18 protein-coding genes are annotated in these 14,117 nt (G+C 56.9%); all 18 read left to right on the top strand.

The genetic code is table 11. From position 1 onward, the window contains the following. Positions 1-52: 52 nt before the first annotated feature. The 18 genes from ttcA (at position 53) to ccmI (ending at position 14,116) form a co-directional block, all read left to right on the top strand. On the top strand, positions 53-925 hold the full coding sequence (gene ttcA / locus B3K78_RS12755) for a tRNA 2-thiocytidine(32) synthetase TtcA (protein WP_286696199.1): 873 nt from the start codon (positions 53-55) through the stop codon (positions 923-925). A gap of 176 nt (positions 926-1,101) precedes the next feature. Continuing rightward, entirely contained in the window at positions 1,102-2,382 is a 1,281-nt protein-coding gene (locus tag B3K78_RS12750) for a flagellar motor switch protein FliG (RefSeq protein WP_286695745.1), read from the top strand. A gap of 29 nt (positions 2,383-2,411) precedes the next feature. After that, the gene (locus B3K78_RS12745) at positions 2,412-2,744 is read left to right on the top strand and encodes an Hpt domain-containing protein (protein ID WP_286695744.1); all 333 of its coding nucleotides are present in this window, start codon (positions 2,412-2,414) and stop codon (positions 2,742-2,744) included. A 56-nt stretch (positions 2,745-2,800) separates the two neighbouring features. Further along, a complete protein-coding gene (fliM, locus tag B3K78_RS12740; protein WP_286695743.1) occupies positions 2,801-3,754 on the top strand; it encodes a flagellar motor switch protein FliM in 954 nt (317 codons plus the stop codon). Positions 3,755-3,772: 18 nt separating this feature from the next. After that, positions 3,773-4,162: a flagellar motor switch protein FliN gene (gene fliN / locus B3K78_RS12735; protein WP_204995788.1), complete on the top strand. Its 390-nt coding sequence runs from the start codon at positions 3,773-3,775 to the stop codon at positions 4,160-4,162. 3 nt (positions 4,163-4,165) lie between these two features. After that, the gene (locus tag B3K78_RS12730; protein WP_286695742.1) at positions 4,166-4,723 is read left to right on the top strand and encodes a hypothetical protein; all 558 of its coding nucleotides are present in this window, start codon (positions 4,166-4,168) and stop codon (positions 4,721-4,723) included. Then, positions 4,720-5,547, top strand: coding sequence for a MinD/ParA family ATP-binding protein (locus B3K78_RS12725; protein WP_286695741.1), 828 nt, complete (start codon positions 4,720-4,722; stop codon positions 5,545-5,547). The genes B3K78_RS12730 and B3K78_RS12725 overlap by 4 nt, the downstream gene beginning before the upstream one ends. A gap of 79 nt (positions 5,548-5,626) precedes the next feature. Continuing rightward, positions 5,627-6,007, top strand: a complete 381-nt coding sequence (locus tag B3K78_RS12720; protein WP_286696198.1) for a response regulator — start codon at positions 5,627-5,629, stop codon at positions 6,005-6,007. A gap of 137 nt (positions 6,008-6,144) precedes the next feature. Beyond that, entirely contained in the window at positions 6,145-6,951 is an 807-nt protein-coding gene (locus B3K78_RS12715; RefSeq protein ID WP_286695740.1) for an Hpt domain-containing protein, read from the top strand. A 140-nt stretch (positions 6,952-7,091) separates the two neighbouring features. Beyond that, entirely contained in the window at positions 7,092-7,754 is a 663-nt protein-coding gene (ccmA, locus tag B3K78_RS12710; RefSeq protein ID WP_286695739.1) for a cytochrome c biogenesis heme-transporting ATPase CcmA, read from the top strand. Between the two features lie 5 nt (positions 7,755-7,759). After that, positions 7,760-8,437, top strand: a complete 678-nt coding sequence (ccmB, locus tag B3K78_RS12705; protein WP_286696197.1) for a heme exporter protein CcmB — start codon at positions 7,760-7,762, stop codon at positions 8,435-8,437. Between the two features lie 30 nt (positions 8,438-8,467). After that, positions 8,468-9,211 (top strand): heme ABC transporter permease, encoded by a 744-nt coding sequence (locus tag B3K78_RS12700; RefSeq protein WP_027873936.1) that lies wholly within the window; start codon positions 8,468-8,470, stop codon positions 9,209-9,211. Between the two features lie 13 nt (positions 9,212-9,224). After that, positions 9,225-9,410 carry a heme exporter protein CcmD gene (gene ccmD / locus B3K78_RS12695; RefSeq protein ID WP_286695738.1) on the top strand — a complete coding sequence of 62 codons (186 nt, stop codon included), beginning with the start codon at positions 9,225-9,227 and terminating at the stop codon, positions 9,408-9,410. Between the two features lie 27 nt (positions 9,411-9,437). Continuing rightward, a complete protein-coding gene (gene ccmE, locus B3K78_RS12690; protein WP_204996043.1) occupies positions 9,438-9,911 on the top strand; it encodes a cytochrome c maturation protein CcmE in 474 nt (157 codons plus the stop codon). Continuing rightward, entirely contained in the window at positions 9,908-11,872 is a 1,965-nt protein-coding gene (locus B3K78_RS12685; RefSeq protein ID WP_286695737.1) for a heme lyase CcmF/NrfE family subunit, read from the top strand. The genes ccmE and B3K78_RS12685 overlap by 4 nt, the downstream gene beginning before the upstream one ends. After that, the gene (locus B3K78_RS12680) at positions 11,869-12,417 is read left to right on the top strand and encodes a DsbE family thiol:disulfide interchange protein (RefSeq protein WP_286695736.1); all 549 of its coding nucleotides are present in this window, start codon (positions 11,869-11,871) and stop codon (positions 12,415-12,417) included. Before B3K78_RS12685 ends, B3K78_RS12680 begins: the two co-directional genes overlap by 4 nt. Further along, positions 12,414-12,902, top strand: a complete 489-nt coding sequence (locus B3K78_RS12675) for a cytochrome c-type biogenesis protein (protein WP_204995780.1) — start codon at positions 12,414-12,416, stop codon at positions 12,900-12,902. Before B3K78_RS12680 ends, B3K78_RS12675 begins: the two co-directional genes overlap by 4 nt. After that, positions 12,899-14,116 (top strand): c-type cytochrome biogenesis protein CcmI, encoded by a 1,218-nt coding sequence (gene ccmI, locus B3K78_RS12670; RefSeq protein WP_286695735.1) that lies wholly within the window; start codon positions 12,899-12,901, stop codon positions 14,114-14,116. The genes B3K78_RS12675 and ccmI overlap by 4 nt, the downstream gene beginning before the upstream one ends. Position 14,117: the final 1 nt, after the last annotated feature.

Here is a 14,117-nt window from a genome sequence, read left to right as displayed (position 1 = left end):
GGCAATAGCTATGTTTTCCGCTTCTGAAACCCCGAGTTCTGCGACGCCGGCAATGTCTAAGCTGGAATTTAACAAGTTGCAGAAGCGCCTTCGCCGCCACACCGGGCAGGCGATAGAGGATTTTCAGATGATCGAAGAGGGCGACCGGGTAATGGTTTGCTTGTCCGGTGGTAAAGACAGTTACACCATGCTCGATATCCTGATGAACCTGCAAAAGAGCGCACCGGTCTCCTTCGAGTTGATCGCGGTGAATATGGACCAGAAGCAGCCGGGCTTCCCTGAGCATGTTCTTCCCGAATACCTCGAGACGCTGGGTATCGAGTACTACATTGTTAACAAAGACACCTACTCAATCGTCAAAGAGAAAATCCCCGAGGGCAAGACCACCTGTGGGTTGTGTTCGCGACTCCGACGGGGAACGCTATACGGCTTTGCCGAGCAAATTGGCGCCACGAAAATCGCGCTCGGACACCACAAAGACGATATCGTACAGACGCTGTTTTTGAATATGTTCTATGGCTCCCGGATGGCTGCGATGCCGCCAAAGCTACTGTCTGACGACAAGCGCAATGTCATTATTCGCCCGCTGGCGTATTGCCGGGAGGCGGATATCGAACGCTTTTCAACCTATAAAGCGTTCCCCATCATTCCCTGCAACCTCTGTGGTTCGCAAGAAAACCTGCAGCGCCAAAATATCCGCAAGATGCTTCTGGAGTGGGAAAAGCAGGATAGTAGCCGCATAGAGAAAATTTTCTCGGCAATGCAAAACATTGCTCCCTCACAGCTCGCAGATCGCGACTTGTTTGACTTTGCCAACCTCAATATTGACCGCTCTGCCGAGCGCGAGGCTCACCCCTTTGACGCCGCCCAGAGCATTGATGCGGGTAGCCCTCAGTCTCTGCCTTTTGTCGAAGTGCGGCTGTAAGCTCAGCTGGCCTAAAACCTGCATTACAGTCAGTGTAGGCAGTAGCTAGTCGCGTAAGTCATTGATAACCAAAGTATATGCGCAGGCGCTACTGTCAATAATTTGACGAAACGGGTTTGAGTGGCTTTGAAAATCAGCGCTGTCAAAAAAATGACTATTAGTGGAGGGGCTAGCCAATGGCAATAGCCCCGCGCGTGCTGATTACATTCCAGTTTTTCCTGCTGGTCGCATTGCTCGGCGGCGCAGCGGTCGCGGCGCTGCTCTGGCAGGCGGAGTGGCTCAGTGTGAGCCTGTTGTCCGGCGGCGCAAGCCTCGCCGTTGCGCTATTTATACAGCTTATGTCGCAGCCAGCGACCAAACCCCGAGTCAAAAAACATAAACGGGTCGACTACGGTGTTCATTTGCGGTTGCTGCGCACCACCGCTGAGGATGAGCCAGCGCGTGTCGCGGCGGTGATTGATCACTGGCTGGACGGGCAAACCTCACAGTGCTCCCCCGAGCAAGCCGCCATGGTGCTAATGGCCCTGGAGGCGAAGGTTGCCGCAAGCGTGATGCGCGAATTCAGCCCGGAACGAATTCAAGCATTGACCAGCTACATGGCCACCCTGGCAACGCCGGATGCCGGGCAGCTAGCGCAATTACTGGCACGCTTTAACGACGATATGCTGAAGTTTTCCCTGGTGCGGCCCAGCCAGGCAGAAGATATTCGCGATTTGCTTGAGGAGGCCCTCGGTGAAGAGCGGGCGGCCCTAGTGAAAAGCAACCTGGCACTGCAGGGGCAGTCGCAGCAGATCGCTAAATTGAAGTGGTTGGCGGCAGATACCATAGCGGACATGCTTCGCAGGGAGCATCCGCAAATACAGGCCGTACTGATCGCCTGTTTGGAGCCGGCGCAGGGGGCGGCTGTTATTACCTGTTTTGACCCCCAGCGACGCAGGGAGTTACTCAGCCGTTTGGCGTCGCTGGAGTCCCTGTCGACCGCTGCGTTGGCGGAATTGGATTGGTTGATTGAAGAATACTTGAACGCGCGTGGCCACAGTGGCCGCCGTTTAACCGGGGAAAGCCTGGCAGCCGCGTTGCTTAATGAGCTGGATGTTGCCGATGAAAGTGCGTTATTGGAGGGCTTGAGGGAGCATCGCCCAGGCCTGGCCGAGCGTGTTGAAGACCAGATGTTTGGCTTTGATCAGTTGCAGCGCTTGACGGAGGCCGATATGAAAAATCTGGTATCTCAGCTCAACCCGCAGACCGCCCTGCGTGCGCTTGAAGGCGCCACCGGTGAATTACGTGCGGCATTGCAAAACGCGCTGCAGAGTCAGCACCCTGAAGAGCGTCTGCTTGGGCAGCCCTCTAACGGCGAAGTAGAGATCGCCAAACAGGAGCTTGTTGCCGCCGCTAAACGGCTGGCAGGTGTTGGCGAGATCGTGCTCGACAGTCGCAAATTATCACTTGGAAACTAACCAGCTTATTGGCTTTTGCAGGGATAGCTATGACAACAATTGACCAGCAACAATACGACGAACTTCGGCGGGTTATGGGCAGTGATATCGGTGTGTTGGTCGCGAGTTTTGAGCGCGATTGTCAGCAGCGTATCGCTGATGCGCAAGACGCCTTCGCCGCCAGCGACTTTGAGCGGTTGCGACGCATTGCGCACACCTTAAAAGGGGGGGCATTAGGGATGGCTGCATTGGCTTTGGCTGAGGAGTGCAAGTGCCTGGAGGGTGCCGCAAAGGACACAGATTCCGCGGCGGCAAACCTGGCGCTTCGGCGTGTTGAGGAAGATTTGGCAACAACACTTCGGGTACTCAGGGAGCGTTGTTGAGTGCGTGTCATTTTTTTGACTAATACAGGCGGGTCGTGGCTGAGGGGGCAGCAGCGATGAAGGATTTGCTTTCTCAAGCAGAGATAGACGCGCTACTGGCCGCCGTGAAGGACGAGCCAGCAGTTCCCGGCATCGAGCCCAAGCCCAGCTATGCCCAGTTTGATCTGGCCAGTCGGCAGCAACCGAAGGCACGTCGCCTGCCGGGTTTAGAGCAACTGAGTAAGCGCTTTGCCGAACATTTTCGCAGTAGTTTGCTCGACGTGCTGGGGCAGGACGTTGATGTCAGCCTGCTGGAGCTACAATTCTCGCCCTACGCGGAATATCTTCATTCGCTGTATATCCCCTCAAGTATGAATTTAATGCGCGTCGAGCCGCTACTGGGTACGGCGATGATGGTCTTTGATGCGCGCTTGGTCTTTCGCTTAGTGGAAATCTACTTCGGCGGCAGTGAGGCCCAGGGGGTGCCGGATGGTCGCGATTTTAGCCCCTCCGAGCGGCGTTTGATCGGCAAGCTCCTCAGCCGCGCTCACGCTGACTTTGAAGAAGCGTGCAAGCCTGTTGCCGCACTGCAGTGTAAGCCGATGGGCACCGAGTTGAATCCCTCGCTGGCCAATATCGTTGGCGCGGCGGACACCGTTGTGGTTTGCCGTTTTCAATTGGATGCCGAGGGCGGTGGCGGTGGCGAGCTGCATATGTGTTTTCCTCTGGCAATGCTCGAGCCCTTGCGAGAGAGTCTCTCTCAGAGTGAGTTGGCGCAGAGCCGGGCACCCGACCCGCAGTGGCAAGGCGCCATGCAGCGCGCCGTGCTGGATACGCCACTGCCTACCCGCTGCGTGTTGGCAGATAAGGCGATGACACTGGGGCAGGTCGCCAATTTAAAAGTGGGGGATGTGCTGAGCTTGGGGAGTTGTCAGCAAGCCGAAATTCGGGCATCCGGCGTATCGCTGCTCAAGGCCAGTGTCGGTATGAGCAAGGGGCAGTTGGCGTTAAAAATAAAAGGGCGCGCATAGCGTATAAGGAGTGAGGCAATGACAGAGCCAGAAAACCTGCGGCGAGAGCGTGAGATGCTGCGCCAACAAATAGAGGCGGAAGAGGGAGAGTCGTCTGGAGCATCTGACCTGCTGGGGCAGGCCCGACTTCGAGAGCGCACAGCGGCGGCGCCGGACCTCGATATGGTGATGGACATTCCCGTCCGCGTCACGCTAGAGGTGGGTGGCAGTGACATGGCCATTCGCGACCTGTTGCAACTTCAGCAGGGCGCGGTGGTGGAGTTGGACCGTCAAGCAGGCGAGCCGCTAGATGTCCTCGTCAATGGTCGACTGATTGCGCGGGGAGAGGTGGTGGTGGTTGATGACAAACTTGGTATTCGACTGACCGAGGTTGTGAGTGCCACCGAACGTTTGCAGTCGCTGCGATAGCTTATGAATAGACTGGTATTTGTTATTCCCGACGCACCCGCACTGTCTGCACTGGAATGTTGGGCGCAGATGCAGCGTGAGCAGGGCACGCACTGGCGCCTGCGGTTGTGGGCGAGGGACGAGGCGCGTTCTCCGGCAGCGTCGTTGCCACATCTCAATGAGCTGCAGCTGAGTGATATTCTTGGGCTCAGCTGGCGTGGTGCAGTCTGGGCCGCTGTCATGTCAGCGGTGTTGATTACTGTGCTCTGGCCATACAGCCGCGAGCTCTCCGAGGCGGTGCAGGCAGTGGTTCGCTACGCCCTGCCCGGCGCGTTGATTTTCTTCGGGCTTTGGCTGGGCGGCTTACTCGGCACCATGCGCGTAAACCCCGTGTATGAGGCATACCGGGAAGCGTGGTCGACCGCCAGCGGCCTGGTATTTGTTGATTGCCCCACATTGCATCAGCGGCTGCTTAGGCGCGAGCTGGCCCAAATCGGATTGCGATACCTCGATACTCGGCACCGCTATTTTGGTAGCTATCGATACCCGCAAAACACCCTTGCCGGGAGACGCGCTTTATGACGGTTCAGGTTATTGGGGTAAGCGGCGGCAAAGGCGGTGTAGGAAAAACCAATGTCGCTATCAATACCGCTGTGGCGCTGGCGCACCAGGGTAAGCGCGTGGCGATTCTCGACGCCGACTTTGGCTTGGCAAACGTTGATGTTTTGTTGTCGCTGTCGGCCCCACAGACTATTGAGCAGGTCCTTAGCGGTGAGTGCTCACTGGAAGAAGCAATGATCAGCGGGCCGTCTGGTGTGCGCATTATCCCGGCATCCTCCGGCGCACGGCAGCTGACTCGCTTGAGTGAGTTACAACATGCCGGTGTGATCCGGGCATTCAGTGACCTGGCGGCGCAGCTGGACGTATTGATCGTCGACACGGCAGCGGGGATCACCGACACCGTTTTAACCTTTACCAACGCCTGCCAGGAGGTGCTGGTGGTGGTTTGCAATGAGCCCTCGTCACTGACCGACGCCTATGCGCTGATCAAATTATTGAATCGTGATTTTGGCCGCCAACGTTTCCGCATTCTGGCCAATATGGTTAGCGACGAAGATGAGGGGCGCCGCTTGGTTCAAAAGCTGGCAGGTGTCTGCGAGCAGTTTTTAACAGTCAGTCTCATCTACAGCGGCAGCATTCCATTTGACCCGGCATTGAGAGAGGCGGTGAAAAAGCAACAGCCAGTGGTCGATTATGCCCCGAGTGCACCGGCCTCGCGGGCGTTCCGGGACTTGGCAATGCGGGTGAGCGATTGGCCTATGCCGCGCAAGCCGTCGGGCCAGCTTGCGTTTTTCCTAGAGAACCTGATTCAGCAGCCCGTTGGAGTGGAGGCGCCGCATGAGTGATGAGCGCTCCCCCGATCCTTTTGCCAGCAGTGATGTCGGTAGTGACTCGCCCGCCCGGGGGGCGTCGTCCTTGCGCGATATCAGAATTCTGGTGGTCGAGGATTTCGCCACCATGCGTCGTGTGATGCGCAATTTGCTCAACGATCTGGGTTATGCGCGCATTAGTGAAGCTGATGATGGCAGCGTGGCATTGCCCATGCTTCACAACCAGCACTTTGACTTAGTGATTACCGACCTGTTGATGCCTGAAATGGGAGGGTTGGAGCTGTTGCGGGTTATTCGCGCCGATAGTGCCCTGAGGCATATACCGGTGATGATCGTCACGGCTGATGCGCAGCGGGAAAAAATCCTCGCCGCTGCGCAGGCTGGGGTGGATGCCTACATCGTTAAGCCGTTTACGGCGGCAATGCTGGAAAGCAAAATTCGTGAGCTGTTTTGCACGAATACGTCGAAAACATGACCATTTGATTACAAAATTGGCCCTTTGTGACCGGGCCAACAGTGTTACTGCAAGACTTTGCGCATAATTGCCAGCCATTACAAATCCGGATTCGCTGATCCAGCTGGCCTGAGATCAATAACAATAGAGTGCATACTGTGGACGCAAACGAACACGAAGGTATCCTGGCGATATTTTTGGCGGAAGCCGAAGATATTGTTAAGGGCTTGTTTGCGCAGCTGGAAGAGCTGCAGTACGGCTATGATGGTCAGCGAATACTGGATGATATCCACCGCGGCTTTCACACCCTATATGGCGGTGCTGCGGTCCTGGAGCTGGCCGAGCTAACCGAGTGTGCGCGTTTAAGTGAACGCGTAATGGATAGGCTCAGAACGCGGCGTATTGCCCTCAGCCCGAGTCTGGTGTCGCTGATTATCGGCGCGACAAGCGCGATTGAAGTGATGTTGAGCCGGCTGATTAATCACCAAACCGTTAATCGTATTCCCGATGAACTCAGAGGACGCCTGCTGAAGGCTGCAGGGCAGGCTGGTGACGAGTCGAAAGCGAAGCCCGAAGCGCCCGCGCCGCGTAGTGGCGATGCCTTACTTGATGTATTTTTCGACGCGGCAGCAGGGGGGCGGTCATCGGCGGCGAACCCACGGCCTGCCGCCACCTCCGGTCGCGCGCCGCAATCCGATGCAAAATTGAACACCTTGCTGGATAGCCTGTATAGCCCAGCGACTTCGGTGGTGGACAAGGAATTGAAATCGGCACCCGCGGCGGCGCGTGTCAGCGAGCCGCAAATCAGTGACCTCGTCAGCGAATTGGCCTGGGTGCGCAATCGCTTGATGGGATTTCGGGGTGAGAGTGAGGGCGACAAGCTGAATAAGGCGTTAGCCTACCTCGACCTCGTGACCCAGGATATGGAGCGCTGGCTACAGCGCCATCAATCTGGCGGTCAGTAACCGCCATCTCGTAGTGGGTGCACTCACCAGCCTGTCAGCGAGTCTTTTGCCGCTGCGACAAATTGCCGCGCCAGATTCCGGGCGCGGATTTCGATGTTATTTCGTATATACTTAGCCGCGTTTTAAATCGGACTGCCGCTATGCGGTGGCCTTTAGCAGCGAGAGTGAGTTTGTCGTCACCAGACCTCAAGTTACACAACCTATACAGCGAGCGAGATGAGCGCGTGTTGTTTGCGGGCCTGTCGCTGTCTGTTAGCGCTGGGGACGTTGTGCAACTGGCCGGCCCCAATGGCAGTGGCAAGACCACGTTGCTAAAGATTCTCGCCGGTTTATCGTCACGCTACGAGGGCGACATTCACTGGCGGGGTGAGAATTTGATCACCCAACGCGAAGACTTTCGGCAGCACAGCTTGTATCTGGGGCACGGCAGCGGTATCAAAGCGCAGCTGACCGCCCTGGAAAACCTGCGTTGGAGTTGTGCGGTGCGGGGGCAGCATGTTGCCGACACCGATTTGCATCGCGCCCTGACGACAGTGGGGCTGGGCGACTTTATTCAGCAGCCCTGCTACAGCTTGTCAGCGGGTCAGCAGCGACGTGTAAATCTGGCGCGACTATTTTGCTGCCCGGCACAGCTTTGGTTATTGGATGAGCCTTTCACCGCGATAGATCAGCGCGGTGTCGCGGAAATAGAACAGTGGATCTGTGACTTTGCCGACAACGGGGGAATGGTGTTGTTAACCACCCACCATCCGCTGTCCTTGCCCCGTCCATTGCGCCGTATAGAGTTGGGGAGGGCGTCGTGATCCCGATGGGCACTGGTGCGGTGATGTTTGCCGTGTTGCGACGCGACTTGCAGGCTGCGCTGCGACGCGGTAGCGAGTGGAGCAACCCCCTGCTGTTTTTCTTAATGGTTTGCAGTTTGTTTCCGCTGGGTATCGGTCCCGAGCGGCAGCAACTGGCCGTGTTAGCACCGGGCATTATCTGGGTGGTGGCCTTGCTGGCGTCAATGATGGCCACAGATGGCCTGTTCCGCGGAGACTACGACGACGCGACTTTGGAACAGCTGTTGTTGAGCCCGCTACCGCTGTACCCCCTGGTGCTGGCGAAGACCTTCGGTCACTGGCTGGTCAGTGGTTTGCCGCTGAGCCTGTTGTCGCCCTTGTTGGCAACCATCCTGCAGTTGCCCTCAGAGGGGCTTGTTGTACTGATGGTTAGCCTGTTGCTTGGCACGGCGGTATTGAGTTTTATCGGTGCGATTGGCGCCGCCTTGACGGTCGGTTTGCGCAAGGGTGGACTATTGCTGTCGTTGATTGTCTTACCCCTGTATATTCCGGTGTTGATTTTTGGCAGTGCAGCGGTGAAAAGCGCCATCGATGGCATGGCATATCTGCCGCCGCTGGCGGTGTTGGCGGCGCTGTTGATGGCAGCCCTCGCGCTGGCGCCGCTGGCCATTGGGGGCGCCCTGCGCATTAGCGTGGATCAGTAAGTATTGGTTTGAATTAAGGAAAGACTGGCTTTGGCAAATTGGCAATGGTTTCACAAATGGGGCTCCCCACGCTGGTTTTACCAATTTAGCGGGCGCCTGTTGCCTTGGTTGGCGATTCCCGCCTTGCTATTGCTTGTTGGGGGCTGTGTGTGGGGGCTCGCCTTTGTACCCGCTGATTTTAAGCAGGGGAATAGTTTCCGCATTATCTACATCCACGTTCCCGCCGCCGCTGTTGCGATGGGCGGCTATATGCTGATGGCAACCGCGGCCGCAGTACATTTGATATGGCGTATGAAGCTGGCGGCCATTGTCATGAAATCCGCGGCGCCGATTGGCGCGGCACTGACGTTTCTTGCGCTGTTGACTGGCGCTGTGTGGGGGAAACCCACCTGGGGAACATGGTGGGTGTGGGACGCCCGCATCACGTCCGTATTGATTCTGTTTTTCCTGTATCTGGGGCTGATCGCCCTGCATCAAGCTTTTGAAAACCGCGACGCCGCTGCGCGCGCTTGCGCAGTGCTGGCAATTGTTGGGGCGGTGAACATCCCGATCATCTACTGGTCTGTCGAGTGGTGGTATAGCCTGCACCAGCCTGCCAGCATCAAGTTTGTCGGTGAATCAACAATTCACCCGACGATGTTGCGCCCGTTGATGGCAACGCTCAGCGGTATGTATCTGTTTTTTGGCTGGGTACTGTTGCTGTTCGTTCGCGCCGAAATTATTGAGCGAGAGAAAAATACCCGTTGGGTGCAAGCGTTGGTGAGCGGCAAGTAAGGGAGAGGTAATAGTGGTATTTGCAAATCTTCAACAGCTTTGGCAAATGGATGGTCACGGCCCTTACGTGTGGTTCAGTTTTGCCGCCAGTGCGATCGTGCTGTGTGCTCTGGTATTTGAATCGCGGCGTCGCGGTCGCAATGCGCGGGCGCTAGCGGCGGCAGCGGCCCGCCGTCGTCAGGCTGAAAATCAGTTTTAAATTATTGCTACGGAGGCTGTAATGGCCATGCACCCCCTGCGTAAACAGCGCCTTGGAATCGTCGTGTTTATTTTACTTGCCAGTGCGGCAGCGGCGGCGTTCTTGGGTTACGCCTTGCGAGAGAACATTAACCTGTTTTACCCACCTGCCGATATTGTCGCGGGCAAAGCGCCGGTCGACAAAAAGATTCGCGCTGGCGGGATGGTGGAAGAGGGCTCCGTGGAGCGTGCCACTGACAGCCTGAAAGTTCGCTTTCGCGTGACGGATTACAGTGCCAGCGTAGCGGTGGCCTATGAAGGGATCTTGCCTGATCTCTTCGCCGAGGGCGAAGGCGTGGTGGTTACCGGTCGGCTTGCTGAAGACGGGGTGTTTTACGCGGATGAAGTGCTGGCCAAACACGACGAAAATTATATGCCGCCGGAAGTCAGCGAAGCCCTGGAAAAATCTGCGCAGTCACGTGCCGAGGAGGCGACAGCAGGCAAGGAGTACAACGGCTCGTGATTATTGAACTGGGGCACTTCTCGCTCATTCTTGGTTTTGCTTTTGCGCTGTTATTAGCGGGTGTTCCCATGTTGGGTGTCTGGCGTGGAGACCGGCGCGCAATGGCTGCCGGCGCGACCCTGGCGTGGGGGCAGTGTCTGTTTACCACGCTGGCCATAAGCGCCCTGTTTTACGCTTTTCTCAGCGATGATTTCTCCGTCAATATTGTGGCGCTGCAGTCCAACTCTCAATTGCCCGTCGCGTATAAATTCAGTGCGCTGTGGGGTGGGCACGAGGGCTCCTTGTTATTGTGGTTGGAGATTCTGACCCTGTGGACCGTTGCCGTGGCGGTGTTTTCCAAGCAACTCCCCTTGGATATTTTGGCGAGAGTGCTGTCGGTCATGGGCATGGTTGCCATTGGCTTCTTCGGCTTTGCCCTGTTTACCTCGAACCCGTTTGCGCGCAATCTTCTGAATACCCCTGCAGATGGCCAAGACCTCAACCCCCTGCTGCAAGACCCTGGCATGGTCATTCACCCGCCGATGCTCTACATCGGCTACGTGGGCTTTTCCGTGGCGTTCGCCTTTGCTATCGCAGCCTTACTCAGTGGGCGTATGGATGCCAGCTGGGCGCGGTGGTCACGACCCTGGACCAATATCGCGTGGTTGTTCTTAACCATTGGTATCACACTGGGTAGCTGGTGGGCCTACTACGAACTTGGCTGGGGTGGCTGGTGGTTTTGGGATCCGGTTGAAAATGCCTCTTTCATGCCTTGGCTCGTAGGCACCGCGTTGATCCACTCCTTGGCGGTCACAGAGAAACGGGGCATTTTTAAGTCCTGGACACTGTTACTGGCGATTTTTGCCTTCTCGTTGAGTTTGCTCGGCACCTTCCTGGTCCGCTCTGGAGTGCTAACGTCGGTGCACGCCTTTGCGGCAGACCCCACTCGAGGAATGTTTATTCTGGCTTTTCTCGTTGTCGTGGTTGGCGGCTCGTTAACGCTGTATGCCTTAAAGGCGCCGTCGCAACATAGTGCCAAGCCATTCGAGTTGCTATCGCGAGAAGCGCTGCTGCTGGCAAATAATATTTTGCTGGTGGTTGCCGCATTGACCGTGCTGCTCGGCACGCTGTTCCCCCTCATTATGGATTTTGCCGGCCTGGGTAAATACTCGGTGGGGCCGCCGTATTTCAATGCTTTGTTTGTACCCATTACCTGCTTGCTGGCGCTGCTGGTGGGTATTGGCCCCAGTTCGCAGTGGAAACGCAGTAATACCCAGCGCTGGATGAGTGCGATGCTTGCGGCGTTGTTGGCCTCAATGCTGTTAGGAGTAGCGGTGCCGTGGCTGTACGGCGGCGAATTTCATTTCGCTGCCAGTGCCGGGGCCTTGCTATTTGTATGGATTGTCGCGACGACGCTGATTAATTTGCGCGATAAGACCCGCAATGCATCGAGTGTTGTCGCCGGTTTGCGACGCCTGACACCGTCTTACTACGGCATGCTTGTGGCCCACCTCGGGCTGGCCTTGGCCCTTATCGGCGTGGGTATGGTGACCAGCTTTCAAGACGAACGCGACCTGCGTATGAATGTGGGGGAGAGTACGGAAACCGCCTTTGGCTATCGGGTTGTTTTCGACGACCTTCAGGCCATTAAGGGCCCTAACTATCAGGGGCAGCAGGGGCGTTTTAGTTTGTATGACGGTGACACGCTACTGGCGCAGTTAACGCCCGAGAAGCGCCGCTACCACGCCCGCGCATCGCAGGTGATGACCGAGGCGGCGATCGATGCCGGCGTGCTGCGCGATGTGTACATTGCGCTTGGCGAGCCTGTTGCCGATCGCGCCTGGGCGGTCAGAATACATATTAAACCCTTTGTGCGTTGGATCTGGTTGGGGGGCATCCTCATGGCGTTGGGTGGTTTGTTAGCGATTTGCGATAAGCGCTACCGGGGAAAAATTACTGGTGGTTCGAGGGGGAAAGCGTGAGCAGGATTAAACTATTTTTGCCGCTGATTATCTTTTTAGTGCTGGTGGCCATTTTCTTCGGCGTGCAGCGCCGAGTGCAAACCGGCGACTACAGCCCCACGGCGCTGCCATCGGCATTGCTCAATAAACCCTTTCCGGAGTTCTCTTTGCCAACCCTGCAAGGTGAGTCGCTCAGCCGGGCAGAGCTTCCCAAGCGGTGGTTGCTGGTCAACGTATGGGCAACGTGGTGCCCGACCTGTCATTACGAGCACCCCTTCCTGGTGGAATTAGCGGAGCGCGGCGTGCCAATTTTGGGCGTTGACTACAAGGATCGACGCGAGCCCGCCCTGAAGTGGTTGGCGGAAAAAGGCGACCCCTACTTTGCAACGGTATTTGATGAGCAGGGCACTTTAGGTTTGGATTTGGGGGTGACCGGTGCACCGGAAACCTACCTCGTCGACGCCGAGGGCATTGTGCGCTTCCGTTATCAGGGCGCACTGGATCAAAAAGTCTGGGATGAGCAATTCGCGCCCATGCTCAGCTCACTGGAGGAGGCGTCGCCGTGAACCACCGCGTGTTGCTCCTCGCACTGCTGCTTTTGGCATTGCCGTCCTGGGCGGTGATTGAAACCTACCAGTTCGATACCGATTTGCAGCGCCAGCGCTACAACGCCTTTATCGAAGAACTGCGCTGCCCAAAGTGTCAAAACCAAAATTTGTCTGGTTCCGATTCGGCAATCTCTCAGGATCTTCGTCGGCAGTTACACGCCATGATCATGGCCGGCAAGTCAGACATTGAAATTACCCAATACATGGTTGATCGCTACGGCGATTTCATTCTGTATCGGCCGCGGTTTAATGCCGCGACGGCGGTTCTCTGGTTGTTGCCGGTGGGCTTGCTGCTCGGTGGCTTGGCAATCTGGGCGCTGATGGCGTCGCGGCGAACCCGCCGCGTGCCGATTCAGCCACTCGATGATCACGACCGCGCTGCGCTCGACTCGTTGCTCAGCGACGAAGAAAAGCCTTCTGAACGCTCTGGGGGCAATTCATGAGTCCACTTGTACTCGGTGTTATCTTGCTATTGGCGCTAGCCATGGGCCTGTGCTTGCTGGCGTTTCGTTCGCGCCGGGTGATCGGTGACGATAAAGCACAGCACCGTCAGGCGCAGCGCGATTTTTATCGCCAGCGACAGCGTGAGCTACTCAACGACCGTGAGATGGGTTTGATCAGCGAGGAGCAAATGGCTGAGCTCAACGCTGAGCTGGACAAGCAGTTGCTGGAAGAGAATGCAGAGTTTTCGGCTCGCGCTGGCATTTCGCGCGGGCCGGTGCTTTGGCTGTCATTGCTATTGCTTCCCGCGCTTGCCCTGCCGTTGTACGACTATCTTGGCTATCGGCTGGATTATCGGCTTCTCGACGTTCAGCAGCAGTTATTTGCCGCCGACCAGCCCAGCGAAGATGATCTACATCGGTTCGAGGCGCTGGTCGATGATATTTTAGTTCGCCGGCCTGAGAACGCGGAGTTATTGATGACGATGGCATCAATACGCCGCCAGCAGGGTAATTACGCGGAGGCGGTGAAGTACTACGAGCGCCTGCTTGATTTATTTCCCCAGGATGCCGATATTCTCGCCCAGCTGGCCCAGGCGCGCTATTTATCGGCTAACCGCGTCATAGATGCGCAGACACGCAGCCTGCTTGAGCGCTCACTGGCAGTGAATCCCCAGCAGGGCACGGCTCTGGGCGTGCTCGGTATCGACGCCTTTGCTGCCGGTGACTATCTCAATGCGATCACGTACTGGCAGCGTCTTCAGATGGGGCTCGATCCGCAGACGGGCGAGGCGATGGTTATCGCCGCTGGTTTAAACGAAGCGAAGCGCCTGGCGATTGAAACCGGGGCTATTGAGGGCTTGCAGCTGAGTGTGGATATTGCGCCGGCGCTGGGTGACTTCCCAAATGGCGTGCTGTTTGTGGTTGTGCGAGAGCCCAGTGGCTCGCCTATGCCGGTTGCCGCAGTGCGGCTTCCTGTGCGTGCTGGCACGGCGGCCTTTCCGCTGACGGTGTATGTGACCGACAGTGACGTAATTCGCCAGGGGGCGACCCTCAGTGATTTTGATTCGCTGCGCGTTTCCGCCCACATTAGTGTTAAAGGGGTGGCGATGCGCAGCCCCGGTGACTGGGTGTCAGAAGCCGCTACGTTGAATGGTGACGCCACGTCGCAGCCGGTCAGTCTGCTTATTGATCAGCTACAGCCCGCCACACGTTGAA

This window comes from Spongiibacter sp. UBA1325, from assembly GCF_002306875.1.
GTDB classification, from domain to species: Bacteria; Pseudomonadota; Gammaproteobacteria; order Pseudomonadales; family Spongiibacteraceae; genus Spongiibacter; species Spongiibacter marinus.
The sequence above is the reverse complement of the archived record's forward strand: the minus strand, read 5'-3'. Positions and strand labels throughout refer to the sequence as shown.